The organism is Kitasatospora sp. NPDC057223 (genome assembly GCF_042669755.1).
Lineage (GTDB): Bacteria > Actinomycetota > Actinomycetes > Streptomycetales > Streptomycetaceae > Kitasatospora.
In genome coordinates, this window is record NZ_JBHUWW010000184.1 from 1 (window position 1) to 13,070 (window position 13,070).

Consider the following 13,070-nt stretch of genomic DNA (forward strand, 5'->3'; position numbering starts at 1 on the left):
GGTCACCGCGGTGACCGGCCGGCCACGGCCGGCTGGCATCCTTGACGGGTGACCACGCCGTTCGAAGCCCCCAGCCCCGCCGCCGCGCCCAGCGAGCGCGACGCCAACCCGCAGTACGTGCTGCCGCTGCTCGTCCGCCTGGAGCGGACCGACCCGCCCGGCCGCACCGATGCGCTGGAGACCTCCGCCCGCGCCGTGCTCACGCTGCTGAGCGACCCCCGGGTGACCGAGCCGGACGGCGAGTGGGCCGAGCGGGTCGCCGCCTGGGAGGACGCCCGGATCCGCAAGGTGGTCCGCCGGGCCAGGGGCGGGGAGTGGCGCAAGGCCGGCGAGCTGCCGGGTATCACCGTGACCGGTGCCACCGCCGAGGTGCGGGTCTTCGTGCCCGTCCCGCTGGACGGCTGGCCCAAGGAGCTGGCCAAGCTCCAGGTGTCCGGCACCGACCTGGAGGAGACCGGGCCGCTCGCCGCCCCCGAGCCCGGAGTGCCCGTGCTCTGGCTCAACCCGGAGCTGGAGATGAGCGCCGGCAAGACGATGGCGCAGACCGGCCACGCCGCCCAGCTCGCCTGGTGGCGGCTCGACGACGCGCAGCGCAAGGAGTGGGCCGGGAGCGGCTTCGCCCTCGCCGTCCGGACGGCCACGCCGGATTCCTGGGTCCGGCTGACGGCGAGCGGCCTGCCGCTCGTCCAGGACGCGGGCTTCACCGAGATCGCCCCCGGCAGTTCCACCGTCGTCGCCGACCACCCGGCGCTGCGGGCGGTGTAGCGACGGGTACGGCAGGGCCGCCGCTCTGCGGGAGCGGCCGGACGGATCGACAGGGAGATGGCCGGTGCCGGAACTGACGGACCACCCGGCCGGGGACTTCACGGACTCCGGGCCGGCCGCAGGCAGGGCGGAGCAGTTGCTGGCGATGCACCGGCTGGCCCTGGGTGCCGACGGTACGGCGGCGCTGCTGGGCTGGCTCGCCCGGCGCGGCGGCCGGTGGACCGGTCTGTTGGACGCACACGGCGCCGTGCTGCACGCCGCTGCCGGGCCGGGCGGCGGCGCCCGGCCGGTGCCACCGCTGGCCGCCGAGGGCGTCGCCCTGATGCGGTCGCAGGGGACGGATGCCGCGCGGATCGACCGGGACGGCGTGACCGGCTGGTTCGTCGCGGCCGACTCGGGTGAGGCCCGGTCCGTCCTGGCGGCCGTCGGCCCGGGGGAGGGACCGCCCGGACTGCCCCGCCTGCTGGCGGACGCCGCCCGGCTGGCGGGGCTGTGCCGGCAGGTCGAGGAGGCCGCCCGGCAGCGGCGGCGCTCGGCCGTGGCGGACGCCCGCAGCCGGGAGGCGGTCCTGCACCTGCTGATGATCGGGGAGCTGCCGCCCGCGCACCGGATCGCGGGGGCGCTCGGGCCCGTGCTGCCGGATCCCGTCCGGGTCCGGGTGGTGGAGGGGCCCGCCGCCAGGCGCGCCGAGATCGCCGCGGCGTGGGACCGGGCCACCGGCGACCGCTCCTGGATCGTGCCGTGCCCCGTCAACGCCGGCCACCTGATCGTCATCTCCCCGGCGGTGCCCACCCCGGCGGCCGGCGACCGGGACGCGGGCGGTGCGGACTGCGCGGTGGGCATGAGCGCCGTCGTGCCGTTGCGGGGCACGGCCCTGGGCTACGAGCAGGCCTTCCACGCGCTGGCCGCGGCCCGCTCCGCCCCCGGCCGTCAGGTGGTCTTCGACCGGTACGGCGACCTCGCACCGCTGCTCGGCCCGGCCGGCGCCGTCTGGGCGAGGCGGCTGCTGCGCCCGGTCGCCGAGTACGCGCCCGTCCGCCGGGCCGATCCCGCGGGGCCCGAGTTGCTGGGCACCCTGATGTCCTGGCTGCACTTCGGCCCTGCGGCCGTCCGTCACCTCAAGGTGCACCGCAACACGCTCGCGGCACGGATCCGCCGGGTCGAGGAGCTGCTCGGGCTGGATCTGGAGCGCCTCCCCGGCCAGGCCACCGCCGCCCTCGCTCTTCGGCTGCGCGGCATCCCCACCGAGACCGAGCCGCCCGCCGGCGAGCAGCCCACCGCCACCGCCACCGCCACCGCCACCGCTGTCACCGCCGTCACCGACGGCCCGGCCGGGCTGGAGGAGCTGTTCGGGACCGCCGCCGAGCACTGGGCGCAGGCACTGTGGCGCCCGCTCACCGCTGCCGGTCCGCCGGCCGCGGCCGACAGCGTCCGGGCCTGGCTGGCCCACGACGCCCGGGTCGCGCCCGCCGCGGCAGCCCTCGGCATCAGTGCCCCGGCGCTGCGCAAACGCCTGGTCCGGGTCGAGGGGCTGCTCCAGCGCTCGCTGCTGGAGCCCCCGAGCGCGAAGTACGACCTCTGGCTCGCCGGGCACATCACCGGCCGGGCCGCCCGGTGAGGCCGGACGCCGGCCGTTGACTGGGCAGGTGGCTACCGCGCGGCCGCTTCGCTGTGCAGAACGAAGCTGTCGCCGCGGCGGGCCGTCGTCCAGGATGGGAGCGCGGCCCGGGCGGGCCGCCGCGGCGCGGCTCCGGGCACGGGGGTGAATCCGGAGCGGCGCGGAGCGGTCCGCCGTTGTGGTGCGACGGGCACGACGGGGGACGTGACGATGCCCGTACCACGGGAGTCCGGGGAGGAATCCCCGGACTCCCGTACTTGCGCCCTCCGTTGTTCAGGCCGTTGTTCAGGCGTCGTGCCGGCGCAGGGCGCGCCAGCCGCCGTAGGCCGCCGCACCGGCCCACAGAGCCATGATCAGCAGGCCCGTCCAGTGGCCGTAGTGGACGGCCGGGTCCTCCTTGAGGCGCAGGGCGTACTGGCCCGCGCGGTCGGGCAGGAACTGCACCACCTCCCGCACGCCGGGGACGGCGCTCAGCAGCGGCGTGCCGAGGAAGATCACGGGGGTGAGCAGGCCCATCGCCGCCGTCAGGTTGCGCAGCATGGCCGTCACACCGAGGCAGATGACCACCAGCAGCGGGTGGTAGAGCACGCCCGCCACGGCACTGCGTCCGAGGCCCGGGGCGCCCAGGTCGACATCGGCCACCGAGCCGACGGCGAGGAAGGCGCCGGCGGTGGAGACCAGGCCCAGCAGCAGCCCGGTGCCGGTGCCCAGCAGCAGCTTGCCGCTGTACAGCCGGCCCCGCCGGGGCACCGCCGTCAGCGAGGTGCGGATGGTGCCGGAGCCGTACTCCTGGCCGATGAGCAGGATGCCGAAGCAGGCCACCGCCACCTGGCCGAAGTTGAGCCCGTAGTAGATGCCTACGCTCTGGTCCTCCGTCAGTGAGACGTCCACGGTGCCGTAGGCGAGGGTCACGGCGAGTGCGAGGCCGACGGTGAGACCGGCGGCGACCAGCGGGGTGATCCACTGCGAGCGCAGGGTGGTGAGCTTGGTCCACTCGGAGCGCAGCACGGTCATGGTGGTCGCGGTGGTCGCGGTGGTCATGCCGCCACCGCCCGGTACTCGACGCTGTCGGCGGTCATCCGCATGAAAGCCTCCTCCAGGGAGTCCTGCTGGACCGCGATCTCGTACAGCACCACGCCGCCCGCCGCCGCGAGCGCGGCGATCCGCTCGGGCTCGGCGCCGGTGATCTCCCACGCGCCGTCCGCCACCGGTTCGGCGGCCAGCCCGGAGCCCGTGCCCCGCAGCAGGGCGGCCAGCTTCGCCGGGTCCACCGCGCGGACCCGCACCCGGGTGCGGCCGTGCCGGGCGATGAAGTCCTCGGTGCCCAGGTCGGCGAGCAGCCGGCCGCGCCCGATGACCACCAGGTGGTCGGCGGTCAGCGCCATCTCGGTCATCAGGTGCGAGGAGACCAGGACCGTCCGCCCCTCGGCGGCCAGACCGCGCAGCAGCGTGCGGATCCACCGGATGCCCTCCGGGTCCAGGCCGTTGACCGGTTCGTCCAGCATCAGCACCGCCGGGTCGCCGAGCAGGGCGGCGGCCACCCCGAGCCGCTGGCGCATGCCGAGCGAGAACCCCTTGATCCGCCGGTGGGCCGCCTCGGCGAGGCCGACCCGGCCGAGCACCTCGTCCACCCGGGAGTCCGGCAGTCCGTTGCTGTGGGCCAGCCAGCGCAGGTGGCCCCGGGCGGTGCGGCCCCCGTGCACGGCGTGGGCGTCCAGCAGTGCGCCGACCAGGCGCAGCGGGTCGGCCTGCTCGGCGTACGGGCGGCCGGCGACCAGGGCCCGCCCGGTGGTGGGCCGGTCCAGGCCCAGGATCATCCGCATGGTGGTGGTCTTGCCGGCGCCGTTCGGCCCGAGGAACCCGGTGACCACGCCGGGCCGGACCTCGAAGCTGAGACCGTCCACGGCGACGGTCTCCCCGTAGACCTTGCCGAGGCCCTGGACCTCGATCATGACTGCCTCCCTGACTCGTCCGGCCCGTCGTTCGTGGGGCCCGTCGTTCGTGGGGCCCATTCGACCGGACGGGCGGGCCGGGCGGATCCCGCCGGGGAGTGGACCGGTCTCACTCCCGGGAGGGAGGCGGCGCAGAGCCCTGAACCGGCACGATGGCGGGATGCCCAGGATCCTCGCCCCGCTGTTCGCCGCCGCCACCTACGCCCGGTGGCTGCACCTGCTGATCGGCATGGTGTTCGCCGGGGTGGTCCTGCTCGTCTACCCGGGCACCGAGGAGGTCAGCCTGCTGCGGATCGTGACGGCGGGCGCCGCCGTCGACAGCGTGCTGCTCGCGCTCGCCGCGACCGTTCCGGCGATGCGCCGGGCCGAGGGCGTCCAGGCCAGGCTGCTGCTGATGCCGGCCCGTGAGGAGGACATCGGCGCGGAGCCGTCCCGGGGATGGCGCGACCGGCGGCGTACGGCGGCCTGGCTGATCGGCCGGGTCGCCCTCGGCATGACCGCCGGCCTGCTCAGCGTCCACGCCCTCACCGCCGCCGTCCTGCTGCTCACCGCCCCGGCGCGGGACGACGCGCTCGTCCTGTACGGGTGGACGCTGCCGGTGAGCGGCGAGGCGCTGTACCCGGTGCTCGCACCGGTGGTGCTGTTCGGCGCGGGCTGGCTGATCGTCTGGGCCGGCCGTCTGCAACTGGCGATGGCCGTGCGGCTGCTGGGCCCCTCGCCGGTCGAGCGCCTGGCCGAGGCCGAGCGGCGGGCGGAGCGCCTGCTGGAGCGCAACCGGCTGGCCCGGGAGCTGCACGACTCGATCGGCCACGCCCTGACGGTCACCGTGCTGCAGGCGGGCGCGGCCCGCGAGGTCGCCGATCCGGTGTTCACGGCCAAGGCGCTGGAGGTGATCGAGGAGACCGGCCGGCGGGCGATGGACGACCTGGAACGCACTCTCGTCCTGCTGCGCGAGAGCCCCGGCGGTCCGGCCGTCGAACAGCCCGGGATCGACCGGCTGCCCGGCCTGTTCGAGACCGCGCGGGCCGCCGGCAGCGCGGTGGAGGCCTGGATCGACGTGCCGGCCGGCGAGTTGCCCGGGGTGCTCTCGCGCGAGTCGTACCGGATCGTCCAGGAGGCCGTGACCAATGTGCTGCGGCATTCGCCGGGCGAGCCGCTGATCGTGCGGATCACCGTCCGGGACGGGCAGTTGGAGATCAGTTGCGTCAACGTCTGTGCCGGCGGCGGGAGTACGCGCCGGGGCGGCGGGAAGGGGCTGCGCGGAATCGTCGAGCGGGCCACCCTGCTCGGCGGCGCGGCGACGGCCGGCCGGCAGGACGACGAGTGGGTGCTCGCGGTGCGGCTGCCCGTACGGTTGGGGGCATGATGATCACGATCCTGCTGGTGGACGACGAGGAGCTGGTCCGGGCCGGTCTGCGTGCCGTGCTGGAGGCGCAGGGCGACCTCCGGGTCGTCGGCGAGGCTGCCGACGGCTCCCGAGTACTCGGCCTGGTGAGGACGCTGCGACCCGACGTGGTGCTGATGGACGTCCGGATGCCCGGTACGGACGGGCTGACCGCGACCCGCGCGCTGATCGAGGGCTGCGAGCAGCCGCCGAAGATCCTGGTCGTCACCACCTTCGAGAACGACGACTACGTCTACCAGGCGCTGCGGGCCGGCGCCGACGGCTTCCTGCTGAAGCGCTCCCGCCCGGCCGAGATCGCCCACGCGGTGCGGCTGGTGGCGGCCGGGGAGTCGCTGCTGTTCCCGGCGGCGATCCGCCGGCTCGCCGCCGGCCACGGCAGCACTCCGGCCCGGGAGGCGATGACCCGCGCCGCCCTCACCGACCGGGAGGCCGAGGTACTGCGGCTGGTGGCGCGGGGCCTGTCCAACAGCGAGATCGCCGGGCAGCTCTTCCTCGGTGTGCAGACCGTCAAGACGCATGTCAGCAGCGTGCTGGCGAAACTCGGCGCCCGGGACCGGACCCAGGCGGTGATCGCCGCGTACGAGTCGGGCTTCGTGGCACCGGACGGGGCCTGACGGACGGGCCCCGCCGGGAGCCGCGCGGCTACACGTCGCGGCGGTCGACCACCACCAGGGTGACCAGGACCGAGACGAGCGGCCAGAGCAGGAACACCAGCCACGCCCCGCCGGGCGTCGACGGGTACCGCTCGTGGAACCCTCCGTCCAGTGAGTCGAGTTGACCCAGGCGCTGCCAGGCTCGGAACGGGAACAGGTGGTAGACCACGGCCGACCAGTACCGGTCCGGGGTGAGGAAGTTCGGCACCAGCAGGAGGACGGTCACCACCGTGACGACGGTGGTCGCGCTGTGCCGGACGAGAGCGCCGAGGCCCAGCCCGACGAGAGCGCACACCGGCGCGAGCAGCGCTGAGGCGACTACCCCGCGCCAGGCGCCGGGGTGGCCGAGCGAGAGGCCGATGTCCCGTCCGGACAGGATCGCCTGGGACAGCAGGAACGAGACCACGGAGATGACGGCGCCGTACACCAGCATGACCGCCGTCAGGACGGCCGCCTTGGCCGACAGCAGGGCGCGGCGCGCGGGCACGGCCGCGAAGGACGTACGCACCAGGCCGGTCGAGTACTCGCCGACGAGCGTGATCGCGCCGAGGCTGCCGGCGATCAGCATCAGCGAGATGCCGCTGTTGTTGGTGAAGGCGTCGCGGTACGCCCAGCCAGGGACGAAGTTCGCCCGGATCCCCTCGTCGTAGCGCGGCCAGTTCTGGTAGTCGGCGACCGCCGCGTTCGCGTTGAGCAGGACGAGGGCCAGCGCGCTGAGCGGGAAGGCCCAGCGCATCGAGCGCAACGACCGGAGCTTGAGCCACTCGGCGGCCAGCAGGTCGCCGAACCGCGCCCTTGGCGCAGGGGTGGGCGCCCAGCGGCGGGCGGATGTCACGGGTGCGGTCATCGCGGTTCTCCGGCGGGGTATTCGACGCTGTCGGCGGTCAGTTCCATGAACGCCTGCTCCAGCGAGACGGCGTGGGTGGCCAGTTCGGTCAGCAGCAGGCGGCGTTCGAAGGCGAGTTCGGCGATCCGTGCGGCGGCCAGGCCGGTCACCGTGAGCGCCCCGTCGCCGGCGGGCCGCACCGACGCGCCCTCCGGCGCCAGCAGTCCGGTCAGTGCGGCCGGGTCGGGGGTCCGGACGGAGACGGTCGGGCCGGCGCCCCGGCCGGCGAACTCGGCCAGGCTCCGGTCGGCGATCAGCTCGCCCCGGCCGATCACCACCAACTGGTCGGCGGTGTGCTCCATCTCGCGCATCATGTGGCTGGAGACCAGCACCGTGCGGCCCTCGGCGGCGAGGCGGCGGAACAGACCCCGCACCCACAGCACACCCTCCGGGTCCAGCCCGTTCAGCGGCTCGTCGAAGAGCAGCACCGGCGGGTCGCCGAGCAGCGCGGCGGCGATGCCGAGCCGCTGCTTCATCCCGAGCGAGAACCCGCCGATCCGGCGCCGGGCGGCCTCGGCGAGGCCGACCTCCCGCAGCACCTCCGCGACCCGGCCGCGCGGGATCGCGTTGCTGCGGGCCAGCACCGCCAGGTGCGCGGCAGCGCTGCGTCCGCCGTGCACGTCGCCCGCGTCGAGCAGCGCACCGACGTGGCGCAGCCCGCGCGGATGCCCGCGGAACGGCTGCCCGTTCACGGTGACGCTCCCACTGGTCGGTGCGTTCAGGCCGAGGACCATCCGCAGGGTGGTGCTCTTGCCTGCACCGTTGGGGCCGAGGAACCCGGTGACCCGCCCGGGGTGCACCGTGAAGGTCAGGTCGTTGACGGCGGTGGTCGCGCCGTAGCGCTTGGTGAGTCCGTTGACTTCGATCACGTTGCCAACCGTGCCGTGGGGGGCGCCCGCACGGCATCGGCCCGGCGGTGGCATTCGGCGGCCGGCGGTGGACCGTGGTTGTACAACCGTGGTCCGATGCCCGGCCGGGAGCACGCGGTTACGATCGGCGGATGGACGCCACGCCGCCTCTCCCCCTGATCAGACGCGTGCCGCCGGGGGTCTGGACGGCCCTCGCCTGGTGCGCGGCCACGGTGTACTCGTTCCTCATCCTGGTCAGGCTGCCGGGGGAGGGCGACTACGGTCCCCACGCGTTCCCGATCAGCTTCAGCGTGCACTGGCTGGCCCCGCAGTGGGTGTTCCTGGCCCCGGCCGCCGTGGTGACCGTGGCGGGCAGCGTCCTGCTGCACCGCCGCGCGCTGCCCGCCGCCGCCCTGATCACCGCCGGGTCCGTCTGGGGAGCCATGGCGATGAACTCGTCGGAGATCAACTTCCTGCAGTTCCTGCCCGTCGACATCGCGCTCTGCGCCGTCGCGGCCGCCCGCCCCCGCCGTACCTCGCTCACCGCCCTCGCCCTGGCGGTCCTCACCGTGGCGGGGTTCTCCGCCGTGCGACTGCTGATCGGCTTCGCCATCGGCACCTCCACCGAGTTGGCCGTCACCCTGACCGCCGTCGTCGCCTGGTTCGTCGGCCACTCGTCACGGCAGTCCCGCGACCACGCCGAGCAGCTGGGCGCCCGGGCCGCCGACCAGGCGGTCATCACCGAACGCCTGCGGATCGCACGCGAGTTGCACGACATGGTGGCGCACACCATCGGCATCGTCGCCCTGCAGGCCGGCGCCGCGCACCGGGTCTTCGACAGCCAGCCGGCCCGGGCGCGGGCCGCGCTGGGCGAGGTCGAGGCCGCCAGCCGGGAGACGCTGTCGGGGTTGCGGCGGATGCTCGGCGCGCTCCGCCAGGCCGAACTGGACGGCCAGGACGGGGCGGAGGCCCCGCTGCACCCGGCGCCGGGCCTGGCCGACGTCGAGCGGCTGGCCGCCACCACGACGGCCGCCGGCGTCCGGGTCGAGGTCACCTGGGAGGGCGAACGGCGTCCGCTGCCACCGGACATCGACCTCTCGGCGTTCCGCATCATCCAGGAGTCGGTCACCAACGTGGTGCGGCACGCGGGGACCGGCCACTGCCGGGTGTCGGTCGAGCAGCAGGAGTCGCAGCTGTCGATCGAGGTCGTCGACAGCGGACGGGGCGGCGCCGGGGGCGGGCAGGTCGCGGGCGCCGGCTACGGCCTGGTCGGGATGCGTGAGCGGGTCGCCCTGCTGCACGGGGACTTCTCCGCCGCACCGCGCCCCGGGGGCGGGTTCCGCGTCGCGGCCCGCCTGCCCGTGCCGGCGGGTGCCCGATGACCGTCCGGGTCCTGCTCGTCGACGATCAGCCGCTGGTGCGCGCCGCCCTGCAGATGGTCATCACCGATGCCCCCGACCTCGACGTGGCAGGGGAGGCGGGCAACGGGGCCGAAGCCGTCCGGCTGGTCCGGGAACTCGCCCCCGACGTGGTGGTGATGGACATCCGGATGCCCGGCATGGACGGCATCGAGGCCACCCGCCTGATCACCGCCGGAGCCGGCCCCGCCCGGGTGGTCGTGCTGACCACCTTCGACGACGACGACTACGTGTACGCGGCGCTGCGCGCCGGAGCGTCCGGGTTCCTGGTGAAGGACATGGCGCTGGACGACATCCTCGCGGCCGTCCGGGTGGTCGCCGCCGGGGACGCCCTGATCGCGCCCAGCGTCACCCGCCGCCTGATCGCGGAGTTCGCCGGCCGCCCCGCCCCGGCGCCCCCGCCGCGCACGGCCGAGGGCATCACCGGCCGCGAGCGCGAGGTGCTGACCCTGGTCGGCGGCGGCCGGTCCAATGCCGAGATCGCCGCCGACCTGGTGATCAGCGTGGCCACCGTGAAGACCTACGTGACCCGGCTGCTGGCCAAGCTCGACGCCCGTGACCGGGTGCAACTCGTGATCATCGCCTATGAGATGGGGCTGGTGGCGGCGTCCCGGTGAGCCGGCCGGGGGGGTCACTGCGCCGGCGGGTGGGCGGGGTTCACCACGGCGCGGGTGTCCTGCATCGCGGTCAGCCGTACCACCAGGGCGATCGCCAGCCCGGCCGCGGTGAGCTCCAGCAGGTCCGAGGCCACGGCGATGCCGAGGGCGGTGCGGATCTCCCGGGTGTTGCCACCGGTCGCCCAGGCGTTCGCGATCCGCGTGGTCACCACGGAGGCGATCCAGGTGAGCCACCACAGGTTGAGAAGGCGGTGGGAGCCGTACTGCCGCTCGCCGTCGGGGCCGAGCGGAGTGCTGGCCAGCCAGCTGTCGGAGACCATCCGCCGGGGGACCCAGAACAGGAGGACGGGGGTGATCCAGCTGCCGATCGCCCAACCCTGGCTGTGCCGGTGCCCGTTGGGGGAGAACAGCCCGGCGTTCGCGCGGACCCGGTGGAACCAGGTGATGAACGCGATCCCGGTGACGACCACGGCGCCCCAGTGGACGTTGCCCAGTACCGTGGCGGCCCGCTCCACGGTGTCGAAGACGTCCAGGTCCGGCACCGGGGCACCGGAGAGCAGGTCGTCGAGCAGCCCGTAGGTGTACCCGTCCAGTGCCAGGACGGCGGCCCGCAGGGCGGCGCACACGCCCAGGAACACGACGGTGACGGGGCATCCACGTCTTCGGCGAGCGGTAGGCCACCGGCCAGTTGAAGGCTGAGCCCGCGCAGGCGGTGCAGCGGTTGTTCGTGGTGACGGCCGGCCAGGTGCGGCAGGTCGAACAGAGCATGGCGGGTGACTCCCCTTGCAGACCGAAGCCCGCGACTGGGGGCGACCGGGCGCACTCCAGGCCCGTTCCGTGGCCTGCCGCCAATGGTAAATGCCCAGGCCAGGGGCCATATCGGGCCGATCCGGGTCAGATCGTCCCAGGCTCGACCGCCGCTCGACCGCCGCTCGACCGCCGCTCGACCGCCGCTCGACCGCCGCTCGGCCCCGGCCGGCCTCAGGCCGGGTAGGCGTGGGTCTGGGTGGCCTTGACGGTGGCCCAGACGGGGGTGCCGGGGGCGAGGTCGAGGGCGGCGGTGGCGGCCGGGGTGAGGTCGGCGGCGAGCGGGAGTTCGCCGGTGAGGTCGACCCGGACCTGGTCGCCGTGCAGGTCCAGGCCGGCCACGCGCAGCTGCCAGACGTTGCGCGCGCTGGAGTCGGGGCGGGTGCGGTGCAGGGTGACGGCCGAGGGCGGGAACGCCACGAAGGCCGGGCCGGTCAGCTCCTCGGTGGTGGCGACCACCGGGCCGTCCGCGAGGGTGACCGTACGGCCGTCGGCGGTGCCCTGGTAGAGGTTGAGGCCGACCAGCCGGGCGATGTAGTCGGTGCGCGGGTGGCGGGCGATCTCGGTGGGGGAGCCCGCCTGCACCTGGCGGCCGTCCTCGATCACGACGAGGCGGTCGGCCAGCACCATCGCGTCCAGCGGGTCGTGCGTGACCAGCACGGCGACCGCCTCGAACTCGGCCAGGTGGCGCCGGAGCTGGGAGCGGACGTCGAGTCTGGTGCGGGCGTCCAGGGCGGCCAGCGGTTCGTCCAGCAGCAGCAGGCGGGGGCGGACGGCGAGCGCCCGGGCCAGGGCGACGCGCTGGGCCTGGCCGCCGGAGAGGTTGCCGGGCCTGGCACCGGCGTGGCCGGCCAGGCCCATCCGCTCCAGCCAGCCGGCCGCCTCGGCGCGGGCCTCCCGCTTGGGGCGGCCCTGGCAGCGCGGGCCGAAGGCCACGTTGTCGAGGGCGCTGAGGTGGGGGAAGAGCAGGTAGTCCTGGAAGACCACGCCGACCGGGCGTTCCTCGGCGGGCGTGTGCAGGCGCTGCTCCGGGTCCTCCAGGGTGCGGCCGTCCAGGCGCAGATGGCCGCCGGTCAGCGGGAGGAGCCCGGCGAGGGCGCGCAGCGCGGTGGACTTGCCGGCGCCGTTCGGGCCGAGCAGCGCGACCACCTCGCCGGGGGCGGCGGTGAGCGACAGGTCGAGGCGGAACGCGGCCCGCTCGACCAGCAGCCGGGCGTCGAGGCCGGTGCCGCTGCTGGGGGTGGAGGTGGTCATGGCGTCGGCGTCCCGGGGTGGTGGCGTGGGGTCATGGCGTGGACATCCAGCGGTCGCGCAGGCCGACCAGGACGGCGACGGAGACCAGCAGCAGCACCAGGCTCAGTGCGATCGCCGCCTCGGGGTCGCGTTCCATGGCCAGGTACACCGCGAGCGGCATGGTCTGCGTCCTGCCCGGGAAGTTGCCCGCGAAGGTGATGGTCGCGCCGAACTCGCCCAGCGCCCGGGCCCAGGCCAGCACGGCGCCCGCGCCGATGCCCGGCGCGATCAGCGGCAGCGTGACGCGGCGGAACGCGGTCAGCCGGGAGGCGCCGAGGGTGGCGGCGGCCTCCTCGTAGCGGGGGTCGGCGGCGCGCAGCGCGCCCTCCACGCTGATCACCAGGAACGGCATCGCGACGAAGGCCTCGGCGAGCACCACGCCGGAGGTGTGGAAGGGCAGGGTGATGCCGAACGCGGAGTCCAGCCAGCGCCCGACGATGCCCCGGCGGCCGAGCACCAGCAGCAGGGCGACGCCGCCGACCACGGGCGGCAGCACCAGGGGCAGGGTGACCAGCGCGCGGACGAGCCGGCGGCCGGGGAAGTCCGTCCGGGCGAGCAGCCAGGCGAGCGGGACCCCGAGCACCAGCGACACCCCGGTGGCCGCCGTCGCGCAGAACAGCGAGAGCCGCAGGGCCTCCCACACCTCGGGGCTGGAGAGCTGGGCGGGCAGGTCGCTCCAGGGCGCCCGGACGAGCAGTCCGACCAGCGGCAGCACCAGGAAGGCGAGGCCGAGCAGGGCGGGCAGCAGCAGGGTGACGGGGATGCGCCGGGTGCGCCGCCGGCGCGGGCGGCCCGGGGTGGGGCCGTC

The 13,070-nt window shown here is 75.1% G+C and carries 13 protein-coding genes; 6 read left to right on the forward strand and 7 right to left on the reverse strand.

From position 1 onward, the window contains the following. The first annotated feature begins 48 nt into the window (after nt 1-48). Entirely contained in the window at nt 49-765 is a 717-nt protein-coding gene (locus ACFUK0_RS36840; protein WP_380257802.1) for an aminoacyl-tRNA hydrolase, read from the forward strand. A 64-nt stretch (nt 766-829) separates the two neighbouring features. Then, a complete protein-coding gene (locus tag ACFUK0_RS36845; RefSeq protein ID WP_380257804.1) occupies nt 830-2,383 on the forward strand; it encodes a PucR family transcriptional regulator in 1,554 nt (517 codons plus the stop codon). 285 nt (nt 2,384-2,668) lie between these two features. Here ACFUK0_RS36845 and ACFUK0_RS36850 read toward each other — a convergent pair whose 3' ends face one another. Both ACFUK0_RS36850 and ACFUK0_RS36855 read right to left on the reverse strand, forming a co-directional pair. Then, on the reverse strand, nt 2,669-3,424 hold the full coding sequence (locus ACFUK0_RS36850) for an ABC transporter permease (protein ID WP_380257806.1): 756 nt from the start codon (nt 3,422-3,424) through the stop codon (nt 2,669-2,671). Continuing rightward, the gene (locus ACFUK0_RS36855) at nt 3,421-4,335 is read right to left on the reverse strand and encodes an ABC transporter ATP-binding protein (RefSeq protein ID WP_380257807.1); all 915 of its coding nucleotides are present in this window, start codon (nt 4,333-4,335) and stop codon (nt 3,421-3,423) included. The genes ACFUK0_RS36850 and ACFUK0_RS36855 overlap by 4 nt, the downstream gene beginning before the upstream one ends. Before the next feature lie 160 nt (nt 4,336-4,495). Between ACFUK0_RS36855 and ACFUK0_RS36860 the strand changes: the two genes are divergently transcribed. Next, nucleotides 4,496-5,701 carry a sensor histidine kinase gene (locus tag ACFUK0_RS36860; protein WP_380257809.1) on the forward strand — a complete coding sequence of 402 codons (1,206 nt, stop codon included), beginning with the start codon at nt 4,496-4,498 and terminating at the stop codon, nt 5,699-5,701. Further along, a complete protein-coding gene (locus ACFUK0_RS36865; RefSeq protein WP_380257811.1) occupies nt 5,698-6,354 on the forward strand; it encodes a response regulator in 657 nt (218 codons plus the stop codon). Before ACFUK0_RS36860 ends, ACFUK0_RS36865 begins: the two co-directional genes overlap by 4 nt. A 28-nt stretch (nt 6,355-6,382) precedes the next feature. Here ACFUK0_RS36865 and ACFUK0_RS36870 read toward each other — a convergent pair whose 3' ends face one another. Next, complete coding sequence (locus tag ACFUK0_RS36870; protein WP_380257813.1) at nt 6,383-7,240, reverse strand: ABC transporter permease; 858 nt, start codon at nt 7,238-7,240, stop codon at nt 6,383-6,385. Beyond that, on the reverse strand, nt 7,237-8,148 hold the full coding sequence (locus tag ACFUK0_RS36875; protein ID WP_380257815.1) for an ABC transporter ATP-binding protein: 912 nt from the start codon (nt 8,146-8,148) through the stop codon (nt 7,237-7,239). The genes ACFUK0_RS36870 and ACFUK0_RS36875 overlap by 4 nt, the downstream gene beginning before the upstream one ends. 131 nt (nt 8,149-8,279) lie before the next feature. Between ACFUK0_RS36875 and ACFUK0_RS36880 the strand changes: the two genes are divergently transcribed. Then, complete coding sequence (locus tag ACFUK0_RS36880) at nt 8,280-9,509, forward strand: sensor histidine kinase (protein ID WP_380257817.1); 1,230 nt, start codon at nt 8,280-8,282, stop codon at nt 9,507-9,509. Then, nucleotides 9,506-10,162, forward strand: coding sequence for a response regulator (locus tag ACFUK0_RS36885; RefSeq protein WP_380257819.1), 657 nt, complete (start codon nt 9,506-9,508; stop codon nt 10,160-10,162). Before ACFUK0_RS36880 ends, ACFUK0_RS36885 begins: the two co-directional genes overlap by 4 nt. 14 nt (nt 10,163-10,176) lie before the next feature. On the opposite strand, the gene ACFUK0_RS36890 is transcribed toward ACFUK0_RS36885, so the two are convergent. The 3 genes from ACFUK0_RS36890 to ACFUK0_RS36900 form a co-directional block, all read right to left on the reverse strand. Beyond that, nucleotides 10,177-10,800 carry a DUF4328 domain-containing protein gene (locus tag ACFUK0_RS36890; RefSeq protein ID WP_380257821.1) on the reverse strand — a complete coding sequence of 208 codons (624 nt, stop codon included), beginning with the start codon at nt 10,798-10,800 and terminating at the stop codon, nt 10,177-10,179. Nucleotides 10,801-11,143: 343 nt separating this feature from the next. Next, a complete protein-coding gene (locus ACFUK0_RS36895) occupies nt 11,144-12,223 on the reverse strand; it encodes an ABC transporter ATP-binding protein (RefSeq protein ID WP_380257823.1) in 1,080 nt (359 codons plus the stop codon). Between the two features lie 31 nt (nt 12,224-12,254). After that, on the reverse strand, nt 12,255-13,070 hold an 816-nt coding region (locus ACFUK0_RS36900), incomplete at its 5' end, for an ABC transporter permease (RefSeq protein ID WP_380257825.1).